Origin of the sequence: Pseudomonas sp. LA5 (assembly GCF_028640825.1) — a bacterium.
Taxonomy (GTDB): Bacteria; Pseudomonadota; Gammaproteobacteria; order Pseudomonadales; family Pseudomonadaceae; genus Chryseomonas; species Chryseomonas aestiva.
Genome location: NZ_JAQYZY010000032.1, coordinates 91,717 through 109,930 on the forward strand (window position 1 = coordinate 91,717; position 18,214 = coordinate 109,930).

Genomic DNA, 18,214 nt, shown 5'->3' on the forward strand with positions numbered 1-18,214 from the left:
TTATTCCTCGGTACCGTGTTGACCACCGTGCTGGCTCATGTCCATCACGTGATCGGTCTGCTTGCTGAAGTCGGACTTCATGAACTTCTTGATGACCGTTCTGAACAGATCCGGCTCGACCGTCGAGTAGTAGGCGATCGGCTGCTTCTCGCTGGGCTTGGCCAGCTCGGTGTAGCTTGCCTGATCCAGGGTCTTGCCACCCGATTGCTTGACCTTGTTCACCCAGGCGTCGAAATCGCCGGCGGTGGGTACCGCGTGCACGGTAAAGATCATGTCGGAGAAGCCGGCGCCGCTGTAGTTGGCCGAGCGACCCTCGAACTCGCCGGGGTGATCGGCGATCAGGTGCAACTGGCTCTGCATGCCGGACATGGCGTAGATCATGCCGCCCAGGGCCGGGATGGACAGGGTGTTCATGACCGACTCGGAGGTGATCTTGAACTGCACCGGACGATTGACCGGGATGGCGATCTCGTTCACCGAGGCAATGCCCTGCTCGGGATAGATGAACAGCCATTTCCAGTCCATCGAGACCGCTTCGATCACCAGCGGCTGCTCGGGATGATCGAGCGGCTTGAAGGGATCCAGTTCGTGGGAGGTCTTCCAGGACAGGATGCTCAGGAACACCACGATGGCCAGGGGGACCAGCCAGACCACGGCTTCGATCTTGTAGGAGTGGGCCCAGTTCGGGGTGTACTTGGCTTCCTTGTTGGTAGCGCGGTACTTCCAGGCGAACAGGAAGGTCATCACGATGACCGGGATCACCACGATCAGCATGAGGCCGAACGCTGTGTAGATGAGGTTGCGTTCTTGCACGCCGATGGAGCCTTTCGGATCCAGCAGCACGGCGTCACACCCGCTGAGCAGCAGCGCGGCGGCACCGGCCAGAAGCCAACCGGTTGGTTTTAGATACTTCGTTAGTTTCATCTCACGACCTCAGTAGAGCGGCTCATCGTGGTTATTCTCTCAACGTGCCTGTCGCCAGCCTCATGCTCCGCAACGGACAGGCATCCGTGCGGCAGACTGATGGATTGCAGAAATTGCGGGATTTCGCAGCGCGGTATGGTGCCACAGAGGGGCTGGATATTCGACCCTTTGGTCAGCCACCGTTCAGGTCTTGCCGGCCGTCAAGAAAGCCGAAATCAGGCGGTGTAAGGCACTGTCATGCGCTGGGTAAGAGTAGCCGAGGGACGGGGAGTCGCCAGTTTGATCGGGCTTCCACGGTTGTCCGGCTGGCAAGGTTCAGGTCGGGGAAGGGCGCAGAAAGGCGCGGCCCAAGGCGGCTAAGGCCTTGAAGGCTTTGAAAAGACAAGAAGAGGAGGAAGCGGAAGGATGGTGCCGGAGATAGGAGTCGAACCTACGACCTTCGCATTACGAATGCGCCGCTCTACCAACTGAGCTACACCGGCACGAAGCTTTTAATGATAAGTCTTCGGTTATCTGCTGTGCAAGCCTGGTCGCTGAGCGCGCATGAAGGCCTGTGGCGATGTGTCGCACTACCGCCTGCCCCGGATTTCACGATTCGTTAACGCTTCTCGGCTTGACGCGATTTTTTGAGAAAAGAGGTCAGCGGTCAGGGCGGAGTCCATTCTGGAAACCTTTGCCCGAGTAGTCATACCTAATCTTCGCGGATCCAGTCTTGCCGCAGCTTCGATCCCTTGATCCTGCCTATAAATAGCTGCCAGTGCGGAGAGCCCCGATGACCGATTACTCCCTTACCCGTCGTCACGTACTCGTCGGCTCCGCCGTCGGGCTCGCCGCCGCTGCTTCAGGCGCTGCCGTCGCCCAGGAAGGCACCAGCGCGACTCGTCCCGCCAAGCCACTGCAGGACCCGCGCACCAAGTACACCCACGAGCCTTTCAAGGAGCAGCGCCAGGAATGGCCGGCGTTGACCAGCAAGATGGATCCACGTCCGGATCATGGCGAGACCAGCTATCACGGCTCGGGTCGCCTGGCCGGGCGCAAGGCCCTCATCACCGGTGGCGACAGCGGCATCGGTCGCGCCGTGGCTATCGCCTTCGCTCGCGAGGGGGCAGATGTGGCCATCAACTATCACCCTTCCGAAGAGGCCGACGCCCAGGAGGTGGTCAAGCTGATCACCGAAACCGGCCGCAAGGCCATCACCCTGCCGGCTGACATCCGTACCCAGGAGGCCTGCGAAGACGTCGTAAACAAGGCCATCCAGCAACTTGGCGGTCTGGATCTCCTGGTGAATAACGCGGCCTATCAGCAGAGCAAGGCGGACATCCTCGAGATCACCGACGAGCAATTCGACCGGACCTTCAAGACCAACGTCTATCACGTCTTCCGTTTCAGCAAGGCAGCCATCCCTCACCTGCCGCCGGGCGCCAGCATCATCAATACCGTCTCGGTGAATTCCTACGATCCCGGTGAAGAGCTGATCGATTACGCCTCTACCAAGGCCGCCATCCTCAATCTCACCAAGGGCATGGCCAAGCAATTGGCCAAGAAGGGCATTCGCGTCAACGCCGTGGCACCGGGTCCGGTGTGGACACCGCTGCAGGTAGCGGGTGGGCAATTGGAAGGGCAGATGAAGGAATTCGGTCAGGACACGCCGCTAGGCAGGGCAGGGCAGCCGGCTGAGTTGGCGGGGTTGTATGTGGCGCTGGCCGAAGAGAATGCGAGTTTTAGTACGGGGACTGTGGTGGGGGCTTTTGGGGGGAAGGGGATGCCGTAAGAGATGACGAATATGGGTTAAAAGATTAATGGGCTAAGGTGTAGGGCCATATGAGTGTTTTGTGTCTGTTAAAAGCGCCTAACCTATAGGCGCTTTTAACCATATATTTGCTTCAGTTTTAGTTTACAGAGCAGTTTATTCCTCTACCTGGCGTGGTGGCTGCGCACCCAGAGCCAGAAAGGGTCCATTTCATTGCTCCTTGGGCTACAGTGGTATTGTTGGCTCCAGCGGTGGTTACCGAGGGCGTACTAACAATCTGCATTTTTGCTCCGCTACTGGTAGTGCCCGTAGTCGTCATGGTCATAATGCCGTCTGTTACAGAGAGTTCATCTACATAGTTGATTGTTGCGCCGGCGTTTCCAGATGCAATAGCAGGAGGGATGTCGTTAGTCCCAGCGCTGCAGCCGGTAAGCGTTCCTAGATTCTGGTAGCACAATGCTACGGCGGTCTTATAAGCGGTTGTGCCAGCTACAGCCCCTGCTACTTTGGTTCTTTGGGTATAGTTGGCATATTGCGGAATAGCAATCGCAGCCAAAATACCAATGATCGCGACCACGATCATCAGTTCAATCAAGGTAAAGCCTTTTTGAGCTTTCATTCCAAATCTCCGAGGTTGGATCAGGCCAACGTGCCTGTCACTGCTTAAGCATAGGTCGTGCCAAAGAAAAGTGGCGACTGCAGCACGTTTTCTCTGTGCCAGCGTCAACAAAGGGGCAGGTGATGACAAAAAATGTCAGCTGTCTGGCGCCATTTTGCGGGCGGTCTAGGGGGTGCTATAACGCCTGCTATAGCTAAGGGTAGGAATGAAGATGAACGAGACGGTGATGCTGACTGGGCTGGCGCGGCAATTGGTGGATGCGCAGTTGCTGGCGGAGGCGGCAGCGCAGCAGGCGGTGGTCAAGGCCAAGCAGGCCAAGGTGCCGCTGGTGACCTATCTCGTTCAGCAGCGGCTGGTGCAAAGCCGGCCCCTAGCTGAGCTGGCCGCTCAGGAGTTCGGCGTACCTTTTCTCGATCTGGCGGCTATTGACAAGGAGCAGTTGCCCAAGGACATCGTCAACGAGAAGCTGATGCAGCAGCATCACTTCCTACCTCTGAGCAAAAGAGGCAACAAGCTCTTCATCGCCCTTTCTGACCCGACCAATCAGCAGGCCATCAACGACGTCTCCTTTGGCAGCAAGCTGGCGGTGGAGGTGGTGCTGGTCGAGGATGACAAGCTGCACCAAGCGATCGAGCGGTACCTCGATACGGGAACCGGTGGGCTTGAGTTGTCCGATCTTGATCTCGATTTGGAAGCTGAGGGCGGAGAGCGGCCTCAAGAGGCGGTGGCTGGGACCGATGCTGACGATGCGCCCGTAGTGAAGTTCGTCAATAAGATGCTGCTGGATGCCATCAAGAAGGGCTCATCCGACCTGCATTTCGAGCCCTATGAAAAGATGTACCGGGTACGCTTCCGTACCGACGGGGTTTTGCACGAGGCGGCGCGGCCGCCGGTGCAGCTGGTGTCACGGATATCGGCGCGGCTCAAGGTGATGTCCAATATGGATATCTCTGAGCGCCGCAAGCCCCAGGACGGCCGGGTCAAGCTCAAGGTGTCCAAGACCAAGTCCATCGACTTCCGGGTCAACACTCTGCCCACCCTCTGGGGTGAGAAGATCGTGATGCGGATTCTGGATTCCTCCAGCGCCCAGATGGGGATCGATGCACTGGGCTATGAGGATGTGCAGAAGGAACTCTACCTGCAGGCACTCAAGCAGCCACAGGGGATGATCCTGGTGACTGGGCCGACCGGTTCGGGTAAGACGGTCTCTCTTTATACCGGCCTCAATATCCTCAATACCGAAGACATCAATATTTCCACTGCCGAGGATCCGGTGGAGATCAACCTGGAAGGCATCAATCAGGTCAACGTCAACCCGCGTCAGGGGCTCGACTTCTCCCAGGCGCTGCGGGCCTTTCTGCGTCAGGATCCCGACGTGATCATGGTCGGTGAGATTCGGGACCTGGAAACGGCGGAGATCGCCATCAAGGCGGCTCAGACCGGTCACATGGTGATGTCGACCCTGCACACCAACAGCGCGGCGGAAACCCTGACGCGTCTACGCAACATGGGGGTGCCCGCCTTCAACCTGGCGACCTCGGTCAATCTGATCATCGCCCAGCGACTGGCGCGCAAGCTGTGCAACAAGTGCAAGAGAGTCCATGAGGTGCCGCGTGAGGCCCTATTGGCCGAAGGCTTTCGCGAGGAAGAGATCGGCAGCTTCACCCTTTATCAGCCTATCGGCTGCGAGGACTGCAATGCGGGGTATCGCGGGCGAGTGGGGATCTATGAGGTGGTGAAGGTCACGCCAGCGCTGCAGCAGATGATCATGGAGGAAGGCAACTCCATCGAGATCGCGGCGCGGATGCGCACAGAGGGTTTCAATGATCTGCGGCGGTCAGGACTGGTGAAGGCGATGCAGGGGATTACCAGTCTGGAGGAGATCAATCGGGTGACCAAGGACTAGGGGCTTTCCCTCACCCTAGCCCTCTCCTTGAAGGAGAGGAGACTGGAACGGTGCGTCTGATAGTTGCTGTCCATGCGTCTTGTTTGCCGCAGAGCGCTAAAGCCGTCGACGTTTGGCGCGATGCTTGCCTTTAAAGCCGCAACCGGCTCTGCATAGAGCATTCTTTTGACGCGTCCGCCACGGCGGACCGAGTCTTTGTGAGTCGAGGCCATGGCCGATAAAGCTATCAAGATGGGCAGCTTCACCTGGGAAGGGACCGACCGCAAAGGGACCAAGGTGAAGGGCGAGATGACGGGCCTGAATCCTGCGCTGATCAAGGCGCAGCTGCGTAAGCAGGGCATCAATCCGACCCGGGTGCGCAAGAAGTCGATGTCGCTGTTCGGCAAGGGCAAGAAGATCAAGCCCATGGATATCGCCCTGTTTACCCGGCAGCTGGCAACCATGATGAGTGCGGGCGTACCTCTGCTCCAGGCCTTCGACATCATCGGCGAGGGCTTCGACAATCCCAACATGCGCAAGATGGTCGACGACATCAAGCAGGATGTCGCCGCGGGTAATAGCCTGGCCAATTCTCTCCGTAAACAGCCGCAGTATTTCGACGACCTCTATTGCAACCTGGTGGACGCGGGTGAGCAATCCGGTGCCCTGGAGACCCTGCTGGATCGAGTGGCCACCTACAAGGAAAAGACCGAGGCGCTGAAGAAGAAGATCAAGAAGGCCATGACCTATCCGGCGGCGGTGGTCGTGGTCGCGGTCATCGTCTCGGCCATTTTGCTGATCAAGGTAGTGCCTCAGTTCCAGTCGGTATTCGAAGGCTTTGGTGCCCAGTTGCCGGCCTTTACCCTTATGGTCATCGCGATTTCTGAGGTCTTGCAGGAGTGGTGGTTGCTGGTACTGGGCGGGATCTTTGTGCTGGCTTTTGTCCTTCGCCACTTCTACAAGAAATCGGAAAAATTCCGTGACGCTACCGATCGTGGACTGCTGAAGATCCCATTGATTGGCTCCATTCTCTACAAGTCGGCCATTGCCCGTTATGCCCGTACTCTCGCCACCACCTTTGCGGCCGGTGTGCCGTTGGTAGACGCTCTGGACTCGGTCGCCGGTGCGACCGGCAACGTGGTGTTCCGCAACGCCGTGGAGAAGATCAAGGGTGATGTTTCCACCGGTATGCAGCTGAATTTTTCCATGCGTACGACCGGAGTGTTCTCATCTATGGCCATCCAGATGACGGCCATTGGTGAGGAGTCGGGTTCGCTGGACGAGATGCTGTCCAAGGTCGCGACCTTCTATGAGGACGAGGTCGACAATATGGTCGACAACCTTACCACCCTCATGGAACCCATGATCATGGCGGTCCTGGGGGTCCTGGTGGGTGGTTTGATCATCGCCATGTATCTGCCCATCTTCCAGCTCGGCGCGGTGGTCTGATGGCGGCGCTGGAATTACTGGCTGGCGCGCCGCTGGCCGCGGCGCTGTGCGCGCTGATCCTGGGGTTGCTGGTAGGCAGCTTTCTCAATGTGGTGGTCTATCGGCTGCCGGTGATGCTGAAGCGGGATTGGCAGACGGAGGCGCGTGAGGTGCTGGAGCTGCCGGCCGAGCCCGTGGGGACCGCTTTCAATTTGGCGCGGCCTGGTTCCCGTTGCCCCCATTGCCAGCGTGCCGTGCGGCCTTGGGAAAACGTGCCGGTGGTGAGTTATCTACTCCTACGCGGTCGTTGCAAGGGCTGTCAGGCCTCTATCAGCCTGCGTTATCCATTGGTGGAGCTGGCCTGCGGGCTGCTGTCGGCCTGGGTCATCTGGCATCTGGGCGTGACCTGGCAGGGCGGGGCCTTTCTGTTACTGACCTGGGGCCTGTTGGCGGCCAGTCTGATCGACGCCGATCACCAGCTGTTGCCAGACGTCATCGTCCTGCCGCTGCTATGGCTGGGGCTGATCGCCAATCAGTTCGGGTTGTTCGCCAGCCTTGATGACGCCGTCTGGGGCGCGGTGGCGGGGTATCTAAGTCTTTGGCTGGTGTTCCAGCTGTTTCGCCTGGTGACCGGCAAGGAAGGCATGGGCTATGGCGACTTCAAGTTGCTGGCGCTACTCGGTGCCTGGGGTGGCTGGCAGATCCTACCTCTGACCATCCTATTGTCTTCGCTGGTGGGCGCCATCCTGGGTGTCATCACCCTGCGGCTGCGGCGGGCGGAAACCAGTACGCCGCTGCCCTTTGGTCCCTATCTGGCCGTGGCGGGGTGGATTGCCTTGCTCTGGGGTGATCAAATAACCGGCCTGTACCTGAACTTCGCCGGATTCCGATGACTTCTGCCTGGACCCTCGGCCTGACCGGGGGCATCGGCAGTGGCAAGAGCGCTGCTGCCGAGCATTTCGCCCAGTTGGGCATCACCTGTGTCGACGCCGATCAGGCCGCCCGCTGGGTGGTGGAGCCGGGACGGCCGGCGCTGGCAGAGATCGCCGGGCATTTTTCGTCGGCTGTCTTGCGGCCGGATGGCAGCCTGGATCGGGCGGCGCTGCGGGCGGCGATCTTTGCCGATCCGGCTGAGCGGCGTTGGCTGGAAGCCCTGCTGCATCCTCTCATTCGCCAGGAAATCCTGGCGGCCCTGGCCCGCGCAGCGTCGCCCTATGCCATCCTGGTGTCGCCGCTGCTGTTCGAATCCGGGCAGCGGGCGCTGGTCCGGCGGGGGCTGGTGATAGACGCGCCGGAAGCGCTGCAGCTTGAGCGGGCCATGCGTCGCGACGGGGTGGACGAGACTCAGGTGCGGGCCATCCTGGCGGCACAGCTGCCGCGTGCCGAGCGCCTGGCCAAGGCGGATGACGTCATTTGCAACGACGGCGATCTCGCCCAGCTCCACACCGAGGTGGAGCGCCTGCATTCCTTTTATCTGACCCTTGACGGAGGCCAAGCATGAGCACTCTTACCGTGGATTGTCCCACCTGTGGCGCACCCGTGGAATGGAGCGAGAAGAGCGCCAACCGGCCCTTCTGTTCCGACCGCTGCAAACTGATCGATCTGGGTGCCTGGGCGGCGGAAGAACACGCCATCCCGGGCAATGAGCTGGAAGACGATCTCTATTCGGAAGACCTCAATCGGCGCGGCCACTAGGACGCGCCTTCCCTATAGCCGTTGCGCCCAGGCCTGGGCGGTCGCCTGGGCCGCCTGGCGCAGCTTGGCGGCCAGCTCGGGTTTTTCGTATTCCAGCGGACTGGACGCCGTGATCGTGTGGATGCGGTCGCGCTTGATGAAGAACACCTGGGTGCCCAGCAGCGGCTTGCTGCAGGCGCTGGCGCCTTCGCCGAGGCCGTCGATGGCCTTGCACTCCAGTTGTTCGCTCAAGGATTGCACCTGCCGCCGCAGCTTGGGCAGCGCCCGACCGCCATTCTCGTAGCCCGCCGACAGGCCCAGCAGGTAGTTGGCCGGCTGGCCGGTGTCGCGGTCCGTGAAGGCGCAGCCGCCGGCAATCTGCCGGGCATAGGCCAGCGGCAGGCCCGAGGTCTGCTGGAGCACCGGTAGCGGCAATTGGGCCTGCAGGCTGGCGCAGTCGACGGGCTCGCCGTTATCGGCATGGGCGAGGGCAGCGCCCAGAAGCAGGGGGAGGGCAACGAGGAAACGCATGAAAACATCCTGTCGATGGCCGACGGCCGATAGATTGTGAGTCTACCGGCTGGAACCCCGTCGCAGGCGGGGAGACGCGGGCGGCTGTGCGCTGTGTCATGCGTCAGTAAGCACATTGCGGACTGGTATCTGGCGCGGGTGATCCTTACCCTGGCCGCAGACAGCGAACAGCGAGGCGTAGGATGTCCGAGGCGCTCACTCCCGGATTCATGGTGGTACACGGCAATCGGCTCGAAGAGCTGCGCGGCCTGGCGGTCGGCTGGATGCGGCGCTATCCCCTGGCACCGTTGGAAAACGAACAGGTGCTGGTGCAGAGCAATGGCATCGCCCAGTGGCTCAAGCTGGCGCTGGCCGAAGATCCGCGCGGGGACGACGAAGGCGGCTGCGGAGTGGCCGCAGCCCTCGAGGTGCAGTTGCCGGCGGCCTTTCTCTGGCGGACCTATCGCCAGGTACTAGGTCGTGACCAGGTACCGCCGTCCTCGCCGCTGGACCGCGCGCCCCTGACCTGGCGCCTGATGCGGCTCTTGCCGACGCTGCTCCTGCAACCGGACTTCGCCGCGCTGCGGCGCTTTCTCGACGATGACGGTGATCTGCGCAAGAGATACCAGCTGGCCGAGCGGCTGGCCGATCTCTATGACGGCTACCAGGTCTATCGCGCCGACTGGCTCAACGACTGGGCGGCGGGTCGCGATCTGCTGGCCAGCCTGCGTGACGGCCGGCGCCCGCTGCCGGAGAGTTGTCGCTGGCAGGCGCAGCTGTGGCGGGCGCTGCTGGCCGACGTGGGCGACGGTGGCCTGGCCCGTAGTCGCGCCGGGGTGCACCGGCGCTTTCTGGAGGTGATGCAGGCGGCGAGCGAGCCGCCGGCCGGTCTGCCGCGGCGGGTGGTGATCTTTGGCTTGTCGGCGATTCCGGCGCAGACCCTCGAGGCCCTGGCCGCTCTGGCGCGCTTCAGCCAGGTGCTGCTCTGCGTGCACAATCCCTGTCGCCATCACTGGTCCGACATCGTCGCCGACCAGGACCTATTGCGGCAGAACTACCGACGCCAGCAGCGCAAGCCGGGCATGCCGCAGACGCTGGATGCCGAGGCGCTGCACCAGCACGGCCAGCCGCTGCTGGCGAGCTGGGGCAAGCAGGGCCGCGACTACATCCACCTGCTGGACGAATTCGACGAACCCGATGGCTATCGGCGCCTGTTCGAGGACCTCAACGGCGGGCGCATCGACCTCTTCGCCGACACCGAACCCCAGCACCTGCTCGGCCAGTTGCAGGACGATATCCTCGAATTGCGTCCGCTGAGCGAGACCCGTGAGCTTTGGCCGGCAGTGGATCCGGCGCGCGACAGGTCCATGCGCTTCCATATGGCCCACAGTCCGCAGCGCGAAGTGGAGATTCTGCATGACCAGTTGCTGGCGCGCTTCAGCAGCGATGGCAGCCTCAGGCCGCGCGACGTCATCGTCATGGTGCCGGATATCGATGCCTATGCGCCGCACATCCGCGCGGTGTTCGGCCAGCTCGAACGCCAGGATCCGCGCTTCATTCCCTTCAGCCTGGCCGACCAGCACCAGCGCGGTTTCCAACCCTTGTTGATCGCCCTGGAGCATCTGCTGCAGCTGCCCGACAGCCGCTTCGCCCTGAGCGAGATCCTCGATCTGCTGGATGTGCCGGCGCTGCGCGCCCGCTTCGGACTGCGCGAAGGCGATCTGCCGACCCTGCACCTCTGGCTGGAAGGCGCCGGCGTGCGCTGGGGGCTGGATGCCGAGCAGCGCAGTCGTCTCGATCTGCCCGAGGGGCTGACGCAGAACACCTGGCGCTTCGGGCTGAGGCGCATGCTGTTGGGCTACGCCGTGGGCAGCGGCGCCGCCCTGGGCGATATCGAGCCCTTCGACGAGGTGGGTGGCCTGGACGCGGCCCTGGTCGGGCCGCTGGTGGATCTGCTCGATGCCCTGGACGCGGCCCAGGCGGCACTGGCCCAGCCAGCCCGGCCAACGGAGTGGGGCGCCCGCCTGCAGGCGCTGCTGGCGCTGTTCTTCAGCGCCCAGGACGAGCACGACGAATACCTGCTGGAGCAGCTGGAAAATCTCCGTGAGCGCTGGCTGGAATTGTGCGAGGACGTCGCCCTGGATGAAGAGCTGCCGCTCACCGTGGTCCGCGAGGCCTGGCTAACCGGACTGGATTCCGGGGGGCTGGCCCAGCGTTTTCTCGCCGGGGCGGTCAATTTCTGCACCCTGATGCCCATGCGCGCCATTCCCTTCCGTGTGGTCTGCCTGCTGGGCATGCACGATGGCGCCTATCCGCGCATCCAGTCGCCGCTGGATTTCGATCTCATGGCTCAGGACTATCGTCCCGGTGACCGCTCGCGACGGGAGGACGACCGCTATCTGCTGCTGGAGGCGCTGCTCTCGGCGCGCGATCAGTTCTATGTCAGCTGGGTGGGGCGCAGCATCCGCGACAACAGCGAGCGCCCGCCGTCGGTGCTGGTCGCCCAGTTGCGTGACCATCTCCAGGCCGGTTGGCGGCTGGAGGGTCATGAAGAAGAGCCGGAGCGTCTGCTCCCGGCCCTCACCCAGACGCATCCGCTGCAACCCTTCAGCGCCCGCTATTTCCGTGGCGAGCGCGGCTATTTCAGCTTCGCCGCCGAATGGCTGGGCGTGCATGACCGCACCACGCGCGACGAGGATGCCCTGTTGCCGCCGCTGGTACCCGAAGAACCCCTGGGCCTCGATGACCTGGCGCGCTTTCTGCGCGGACCGGTGGATCTGTTCTTCGCCAATCGCCTCAAGGTGCACTTCGCGGCGCCCGATGCGCCGGCGGAAGACGAAGAGCCCTTCGGTCTGGATGCCCTGACCCGCTACCAGTTGGGCGAAGACCTGCTGGCGGCGGCGCTGGCCACGCCGGCCGAGGCGGATCAGGCGCTGATGGCCGCCGCCGAGCGCCTGCGCGGCAGCGGTCGTTTGCCGCTGGCTGGCTTTGGCGAACGGGCCGGGCGGGCCTTGCGCGAGCCGCTGCCCGCCGTGGTCGCCCAGGTCGAGGCCCTGGCGCTGCGCTGGCCCGAACCCCTGGAAGAGGCCGTGACCCTGGATCTCGCACATAAAGAGCTGCAGTTGGTGGCCAACTTCGAACGGCTGCGTCGTGGCCCTGAGGGGCTGCTGGCCCTGACCGCCCAGGCCAATGGCCTGGGCAATACCCGCATTCGCAAATGGCATCGGCTGCTGCGACCCTGGGTGCAACATCTGGTCGCCGCGGCCGGTGGCCTACAGCTGACCACCGCGGTGGTGGCGACCGATCTGACGCTGCTACTGGCGCCGCTGGACGCCGAGCTGGCCCGGCGTCAGCTGAACGAGTTGCTCGATGCCTGGGCGCTGGGCCAGCGTCGTCCACTGCCCGTCGCGCCGCGCACCGCCTTCGCCTGGCTGGCCAATGACCCGGACAAGGCCCTGGCCGCCGCCGAGCAGGCCTATCAGGGCGAGGCCGCGACCCACCCGGCACTGCGTCGGCAGTATCCGGACTTCGCCGCCTTGCTGGCCGACGAGGAATTCGATGGCTGGTGCCAGACCCTCTATGCGCCGGTGCACACCGCCGGCTGGCAGGTGGTGGGCGGGGAGGGACAGGCATGAGTCAGCGTCCGCTCGCCCTGCGCTTTCCGCTACAGGGCAATCAGCTCATCGAAGCCAGTGCCGGCACCGGCAAGACCTTCACCATCTCCGCACTCTATGTGCGTCTGGTGCTGGGGCACGGTACACCCGAGACGGCTTTCGGGCGTGAATTGCTGCCGCCGCAGATCCTGGTGGTGACCTTTACCGAGGCCGCCACCCAGGAGTTGCGCGATCGCATTCGCCATCGCCTGGCCGAGGCGGCACGCTTCTTCCGTGACGAGATCGCCGCGCCCGATCCGCTGCTCGCCGAATTGCGCGAGGACTTTGCCGTCGAGGCCTGGGCCGATTGCGCCCGGCGCCTGGACATCGCCGCCCAGTGGATGGACGAGGCGGCCGTCTCCACCATCCACAGCTGGTGCCAGCGCATGCTTCGTGAGCACGCCTTCGACAGCGGCAGTCTCTTCGTGCAGAACCTGGAGCAGGACCAGAGCGAGCTGCTCGCCCAGGTGGTGCGCGACTACTGGCGGCGCTTCTGTTATCCCCTCGAAGGGGAAGCGCTGGACTGGGTGATCGAGCACTGGGGCGAACCCCGTGCCCTGGCCGCGCGCCTGCGCCCCCTGTTGAGCGAGGCCCTGGGCGCCCCCCGGGGCGAACCCGCCGCCTTGCTGGCTACCGCCCTGGCCGAACGCCGAGAGCGGTTGGCGCGGCTCAAGGCGCCCTGGAGCAAGTGGGCCGAAGAGTTGCGCGAACTCTGCCAGGCAGGCTGCGATGCCAAGGTGGTCGACGGCCGCAAGTTGCAGAAGAGATTCTTCGGACCCTGGTGCGACAAGCTGGTCGCCTGGGCGAACAACCCCGCCAGCGAGGACCTGGATATCGGCACCGGCTTCACCCGACTGACCGAGGAGGGCTTCGCCGAGGCCTGGACCAAGGCCAGTCCGCCGGATCATCCGGCCCTGGCGGCCATGGCGCGTCTGCCCGGGCAACTGGCCGAGCTGCGCAGCCCCGAGGTGCCGCTGCTGGAGCACGCGGCGGCCTGGGTGCAGCAGAAATTCGAGCGCGAGAAGTTGCGCCGCGCCGAGCTGGGTTTCGACGACATCCTTACCCGCCTGGATCGGGCGCTGCAGGCCGATGGCGCCGGCGCGCGGCTGGCGGCGCTGATCCGCGAGCAGTTCCCGGTGGCGCTGATCGACGAATTCCAGGACACCGATCCGGTGCAGTACCGCATCTTCAGCACCGTCTACGGCGCAGGGGAGGGCACCGGACTGTTCCTGATCGGCGATCCCAAGCAGGCCATCTATGCCTTTCGCGGCGCCGATATCCATACCTATCTGCAGGCACGTCGCGCCAATGCCGGCCACCTGCACTCGCTGGATACCAACTTCCGCTCCACCGCCGCCATGGTCGCGGCGGTCAACCAGGTATTCCAACACGGCGAGATGACGGCACCGCGCGCTGCCTTCCTGTTCCGCCAAGGCGAGGACAATCCGGTGCCCTTCGAGCCGGTTCGCGCCCAGGGCCGGCGCGAAGCCCTGGAAATCGACGGCGTGCCGGGTGCGGCCCTGACCTTCTGGCAACTGGCGGGCGACGAGCCCCTGGCCGGCACCGCCTATCGCGCCACCCTGGCCGAGAGCACCGCCAGCGAGATCGTGCGGTTGCTCAGCCTGGCCGCCGAGGGCAGGGCCGGCTTTCGCCGTGAAGACGGCGAACTAGTGCCGCTGCGGCCCGCCGATATCGCCATCCTGGTGCGCGCCGGCAGCGAAGCCCAGGCGGTGCGCCAGGCGCTGGTGCGGCGCGGGGTGCGCAGCGTCTACCTGTCGGACAAGGACTCGGTATTCACCGCCCAGGAGGCCCGCTGCCTGCTGGACTGGCTCAAGGCCTGCGCCGAGCCCGATGTGGATCGCCGGCTGCGCGCCGCCCTGGGCAGCCTGACCCTCGACCTGCCGCTGGCCGAACTGGATGCCCTCAACCACGACGAGCAGGCCTGGGAGTCGCGGGTCCTGCAATTCCGTGGCTATCGCCAGCTCTGGCGCGGCCAGGGGGTGCTGCCCATGCTGCGGCGCCTGCTGCAGGACTTCCGGCTACCGCAGCGGCTGATGGCCCGCGCCGATGGCGAGCGGGTGCTGACCAATCTGCTGCACCTTGCCGAACTGCTGCAGCGCGCCGCTGGCGAGCTCGACGGCGAACAGGCGCTGATTCGCCACCTGGCCGAGCAGCTGGCCGCCCAGGGGGCCGCCGACGAGCAGATCCTGCGCCTGGAGAGCGACGCCGAGCTGGTCAAGGTGGTGACGGTGCACAAGTCCAAGGGCCTGGAATACCCACTGGTGTTCCTGCCCTTCGCCTGCGCCTATCGCGCCGAGGAAGGCGCCACGCTGCCGCTGCGCTATCACGATGACCAGGGGCAGGTGCGCCGGACCTTCAAGCCCTCCGCCGAGGAACTGGCCCGCGCCGACGACGAGCGTCTGGCCGAAGACCTGCGCCTGCTGTATGTCGCCCTGACCCGGGCCCGCCATGCCTGCTGGGTCGGGGTGGTCGATCTCAAGCGCGGGCGCAGCAAGGAATCCGGCTTCGCCCGCAGTGCCCTGGGCTACCTGGCCACCGGTGGCGAGCCCCTGGCGAGTTCGGCGGCCCTGGACGCGGCCCTGACCACCCTGGTCGGTGCGCAATCCGACACCCTGATTCTGCCGTTGCCCGCCGCCGATCCGGCCCGCCTGCCCGAGGCCCGTGAAGCCCCGGTGACCCTCAAGGCGCTGACAGCCCGGCGGGCGGCCCGCGAGGACTGGTGGATCGCCTCCTACAGCGCCCTGCGCATCGGCACCCGCCTGGGCGAGGCGCGGGAGGAGGGGCCGTTCAATCTGGAGCTGGACCTGGATACCCCGGCGGCCCAGAAGCTGTTCGACGATGATCGCCTCGCTCCGGACGAGGCGCGTCAGCCGGCGGCCGGCGAAGACCTGCACCGCTTTCCCCGCGGACCCGGTCCTGGCACCTTTCTGCACAGCCTGCTGGAGTGGGTCGGCGAGGAAGGCTTCACCGCCATCCAGGCTGCGCCCGAGCGGCTGGACGACCTGATCGCCCGACGTTGCCAGCGGCGTGGCTGGAATCACTGGATTCCCATCCTGCAGGGTTGGCTGCGCCAGTTGCTGGAATTGCCGCTGCCGTTGCCGGAAGGTAGCCAGCGCCTGGGCGAACTGGCGCGCTACCAGGTGGAGATGGAATTCTGGTTCGCCACCCATGGCGTCGATCTGGAGCGGCTGGATGATCTGGTGAGTCGTGGTACCCATGGCGGCCAGGCGCGGCCGATGCTGGAACCGGGCCAGCTCAACGGCCTGTTCAAGGGCTTCATCGACCTGGTCTTCGAGCACGAGGGCCGCTATTTCGTGGTGGACTACAAGTCCAACTGGCTGGGCGCCGAGGCCGGGGCCTACACGCGCGCGGCCATGGAGGCCGCTGTCCTGGCCAAGCGCTATGACCTGCAGTACGTGCTCTACAGCCTGGCCGTGCACCGGCTGCTCAAGGCGCGGCTACCCGACTATAGCTACGAGCGCCACTTCGGCGGCGCCGTCTACCTCTTCCTGCGCGGCTGCGATCCGGCCGGCCACGGCGTCTTCGTCGAGCGACCCGCCCAGGCCCTGATCGAGACCCTGGACCTGCTATTCAGTGGTGCGGAGAATGCCCATGTCTGATTTCAGCCCCGCCACCGAACGGCTGCTGCGCCTGGCATCCCTGGCCCAGGAGCGGCCCCTCGCCCCGCTCGAACAGCGTGACGACCTCTTTCGCCTGCTGGAGCTATGGGTGCAGCGCGGCTGGCTGCGCCAGGTGGACCGGGCCTTCACCAGCTTTCTCGGCGAACTCGAACCCCAGGGCGACTCGGCGGTGCTGCTGGCCGCCGCCCTGGCCAGCCATCAACTCGGCCATGGCCATGTCTGCCTGGACCTCGCCGCCACCCTGCGCAATCCCGACGCCGCCCTGTCGCTGCCGCCCGAGGGCGACGAGGCGCGCGCTTCACTCTTGCCGTCGCAGTTGCTGCATGGCCAGACCCTCGACGCCTGGCAGCGGGCGCTGCGGGCCAGCGTCCTGGTCGATGGCGACGGCAGCTGTCCGGAACGACCGCTGGTGCTGGGCGGCGAGCGCCTCTACCTGCGGCGCTACTGGAGTTACGAACGGGCGGTGGCCGCCAGCCTGCGTCAGCGCCTGGCCACTCCCGAGCCGCTGCCGGCGGATCTAGCGGAGCGCCTCGACCGGCTGTTTCCGCCGGATCCCGAGGCGGGTGGCGAACCCGACTGGCAGAAACTGGCCTGCGCCCTGGCGGTACGGGGCGCCTTCAGCATCATTACCGGCGGCCCCGGCACCGGCAAGACCACCACCGTGGTGCGACTGCTGGCGCTGCTCCAGGCGCCCGCGGTGGCGGCCGGTCGCCCCCTGCGTATCCGCCTGGCCGCACCGACCGGCAAGGCGGCTGCGCGCCTCACCGAATCCATCGGCGGCCAGGTCAGTCGCCTGCCGGTGGACGACGAGTTGCGTCGGCACATCCCCACCGGGGTGACCACGGTACACCGGCTGCTGGGTAGTCGGCCCAACACCCGCCACTTCCGCCATCACCGCGGGCAGCCCTTGCCGCTGGACGTGCTGGTGGTGGACGAAGCCTCGATGATCGACCTGGAAATGATGGCCAGCCTGCTGGCGGCCTTGCCGCCCAGGGCACGCCTGGTCCTGCTGGGTGACAAGGATCAGCTGGCCTCGGTGGAGGCGGGCGCAGTGCTGGGCGATCTCTGTCGGGATGCCGAGGCCGGACGCTACAGTCCGGCTACCCGCGCCTGGCTGGAAGCCGTGAGTGGCCAGTCGCTGGCCCAGACGCCGCTGACGGTCGGCGACGACCAGGGTGACGCCCTGGCGCAGCAGGTGGTGATGCTCAGACGCTCGCGGCGCTTCGGTGCCGGCAGCGGCATCGGCCAGTTGGCCCGTCGGGTCAATGCCCAGGACGGCCCGGCTGCGCAGCAGGTGCTGGTCGACGGCGGCTACGCCGATCTTCATCGCGTGCTGCTCAAGGGCCCGGAGGATCGTGCCCTGGAACGCCTGGTGCTGGAAGGGCGCGGGCGCGCCCGCGGCTATCGTCATTATCTGCAGGTCCTGCAGGAGACCCGGCCCCAGCTCGACACCGTGCTGGAGGACCCGGCCTGGACGCGCTGGGCCGGCCAGGTGCTGGCCGCCTTCGACGACTTCCAGCTGCTCTGCGCCGTGCGCAAGGGGCCTTGGGGCGTGGAAGGCCTCAACCTGCGCATCGCCAGCGCCCTGCTGGCGGCCGGTCTGCTCGCGGGCGAGCATGGCTGGTACGAGGGCCGCCCGGTGCTGGTGACGCGCAACGACTACAGCCTGGGGCTGATGAACGGCGACATCGGCATCACCCTCTGCCTGCCGGACGCCAACCAGCCGGGGCGCAAGGTCCTGCGGGTCGCCTTTCCCCGCGGCGATGGCAGCGGTGGCCTGAGATTCGTCCTGCCCAGTCGGCTGGCGGCGGTGGAGACGGTGTTCGCCATGACCGTGCACAAATCCCAGGGCTCGGAATTCGCCCATACGGCGCTCCTACTGCCCGAGCAACTCAGTCCGGTGCTGACCAAGGAGCTGGTCTATACCGGCATCACCCGGGCGCGCGATGATTTCACCCTGATCGAGGCCCGCGGCGGCATCTTCGCCGAGGCCGTGGCCCGACGGGTCCGCCGCGTCAGCGGGCTGGATCTGGATTTGCGAAACACTGTGTAAATGTACAGATAAATGCTGGACGCTCCCCGTGCGCCTGCCTAAGGTGAGGGGAGCCG

At 64.8% G+C, this 18,214-nt stretch carries 12 protein-coding genes and 1 tRNA gene; 9 read left to right on the forward strand and 4 right to left on the reverse strand.

Annotated elements, in window-relative coordinates; translation table 11 throughout:
- Together cyoA and PVZ72_RS09605 are read right to left on the reverse strand one after the other, a co-directional pair.
- The gene (gene cyoA, locus PVZ72_RS09600; RefSeq protein WP_133861286.1) at window positions 1–924 is read right to left on the reverse strand and encodes a ubiquinol oxidase subunit II; all 924 of its coding nucleotides are present in this window, start codon (window positions 922–924) and stop codon (window positions 1–3) included.
- Between the two features lie 406 nt (window positions 925–1,330).
- Window positions 1,331–1,406 (reverse strand) — tRNA-Thr (locus tag PVZ72_RS09605).
- Window positions 1,407–1,696: 290 nt separating this feature from the next.
- Between PVZ72_RS09605 and PVZ72_RS09610 the strand changes: the two genes are divergently transcribed.
- The gene (locus tag PVZ72_RS09610; RefSeq protein ID WP_273861789.1) at window positions 1,697–2,695 is read left to right on the forward strand and encodes an SDR family oxidoreductase; all 999 of its coding nucleotides are present in this window, start codon (window positions 1,697–1,699) and stop codon (window positions 2,693–2,695) included.
- 118 nt (window positions 2,696–2,813) lie between these two features.
- Here the strand turns inward: PVZ72_RS09610 and PVZ72_RS09615 are convergent, their stop codons facing one another.
- Window positions 2,814–3,293 carry a pilin gene (locus PVZ72_RS09615; RefSeq protein WP_273861790.1) on the reverse strand — a complete coding sequence of 160 codons (480 nt, stop codon included), beginning with the start codon at window positions 3,291–3,293 and terminating at the stop codon, window positions 2,814–2,816.
- Window positions 3,294–3,504: 211 nt separating this feature from the next.
- Between PVZ72_RS09615 and pilB the strand changes: the two genes are divergently transcribed.
- From pilB to yacG, 5 genes are all read left to right on the forward strand, one after another.
- On the forward strand, window positions 3,505–5,199 hold the full coding sequence (gene pilB / locus PVZ72_RS09620) for a type IV-A pilus assembly ATPase PilB (RefSeq protein WP_273861791.1): 1,695 nt from the start codon (window positions 3,505–3,507) through the stop codon (window positions 5,197–5,199).
- Between the two features lie 210 nt (window positions 5,200–5,409).
- Complete coding sequence (locus tag PVZ72_RS09625; RefSeq protein WP_273861792.1) at window positions 5,410–6,627, forward strand: type II secretion system F family protein; 1,218 nt, start codon at window positions 5,410–5,412, stop codon at window positions 6,625–6,627.
- A complete protein-coding gene (locus PVZ72_RS09630) occupies window positions 6,627–7,499 on the forward strand; it encodes a prepilin peptidase (protein WP_273861793.1) in 873 nt (290 codons plus the stop codon). The genes PVZ72_RS09625 and PVZ72_RS09630 overlap by 1 nt, the downstream gene beginning before the upstream one ends.
- Window positions 7,496–8,107, forward strand: coding sequence for a dephospho-CoA kinase (gene coaE / locus PVZ72_RS09635; protein ID WP_158891379.1), 612 nt, complete (start codon window positions 7,496–7,498; stop codon window positions 8,105–8,107). Before PVZ72_RS09630 ends, coaE begins: the two co-directional genes overlap by 4 nt.
- Window positions 8,104–8,301: a DNA gyrase inhibitor YacG gene (yacG, locus tag PVZ72_RS09640; protein WP_007160931.1), complete on the forward strand. Its 198-nt coding sequence runs from the start codon at window positions 8,104–8,106 to the stop codon at window positions 8,299–8,301. Before coaE ends, yacG begins: the two co-directional genes overlap by 4 nt.
- 12 nt (window positions 8,302–8,313) lie before the next feature.
- On the opposite strand, the gene PVZ72_RS09645 is transcribed toward yacG, so the two are convergent.
- Entirely contained in the window at window positions 8,314–8,811 is a 498-nt protein-coding gene (locus PVZ72_RS09645) for a hypothetical protein (RefSeq protein ID WP_187980234.1), read from the reverse strand.
- Between the two features lie 182 nt (window positions 8,812–8,993).
- Between PVZ72_RS09645 and recC the strand changes: the two genes are divergently transcribed.
- The 3 genes from recC to recD are packed head-to-tail and all read left to right on the forward strand — an operon-like array spanning window position 8,994 to window position 18,158.
- Entirely contained in the window at window positions 8,994–12,425 is a 3,432-nt protein-coding gene (gene recC, locus PVZ72_RS09650; protein WP_273861794.1) for an exodeoxyribonuclease V subunit gamma, read from the forward strand.
- A complete protein-coding gene (gene recB / locus PVZ72_RS09655; protein ID WP_273861795.1) occupies window positions 12,422–16,084 on the forward strand; it encodes an exodeoxyribonuclease V subunit beta in 3,663 nt (1,220 codons plus the stop codon). Before recC ends, recB begins: the two co-directional genes overlap by 4 nt.
- Window positions 16,077–18,158 carry an exodeoxyribonuclease V subunit alpha gene (recD, locus tag PVZ72_RS09660; protein ID WP_273861797.1) on the forward strand — a complete coding sequence of 694 codons (2,082 nt, stop codon included), beginning with the start codon at window positions 16,077–16,079 and terminating at the stop codon, window positions 18,156–18,158. Before recB ends, recD begins: the two co-directional genes overlap by 8 nt.
- Window positions 18,159–18,214: the final 56 nt, after the last annotated feature.

Coding starts and splice junctions, on each gene's coding strand:
- cyoA (WP_133861286.1), bottom strand. CDS start 924: ATGAAACTAACGAAGTATCTAAAACCAACCGGTTGGCTTCTGGCCGGT.
- PVZ72_RS09610 (WP_273861789.1), top strand. CDS start 1,697: ATGACCGATTACTCCCTTACCCGTCGTCACGTACTCGTCGGCTCCGCC.
- PVZ72_RS09615 (WP_273861790.1), bottom strand. CDS start 3,293: ATGAAAGCTCAAAAAGGCTTTACCTTGATTGAACTGATGATCGTGGTC.
- pilB (WP_273861791.1), top strand. CDS start 3,505: ATGAACGAGACGGTGATGCTGACTGGGCTGGCGCGGCAATTGGTGGAT.
- PVZ72_RS09625 (WP_273861792.1), top strand. CDS start 5,410: ATGGCCGATAAAGCTATCAAGATGGGCAGCTTCACCTGGGAAGGGACC.
- PVZ72_RS09630 (WP_273861793.1), top strand. CDS start 6,627: ATGGCGGCGCTGGAATTACTGGCTGGCGCGCCGCTGGCCGCGGCGCTG.
- coaE (WP_158891379.1), top strand. CDS start 7,496: ATGACTTCTGCCTGGACCCTCGGCCTGACCGGGGGCATCGGCAGTGGC.
- yacG (WP_007160931.1), top strand. CDS start 8,104: ATGAGCACTCTTACCGTGGATTGTCCCACCTGTGGCGCACCCGTGGAA.
- PVZ72_RS09645 (WP_187980234.1), bottom strand. CDS start 8,811: ATGCGTTTCCTCGTTGCCCTCCCCCTGCTTCTGGGCGCTGCCCTCGCC.
- recC (WP_273861794.1), top strand. CDS start 8,994: ATGTCCGAGGCGCTCACTCCCGGATTCATGGTGGTACACGGCAATCGG.
- recB (WP_273861795.1), top strand. CDS start 12,422: ATGAGTCAGCGTCCGCTCGCCCTGCGCTTTCCGCTACAGGGCAATCAG.
- recD (WP_273861797.1), top strand. CDS start 16,077: ATGTCTGATTTCAGCCCCGCCACCGAACGGCTGCTGCGCCTGGCATCC.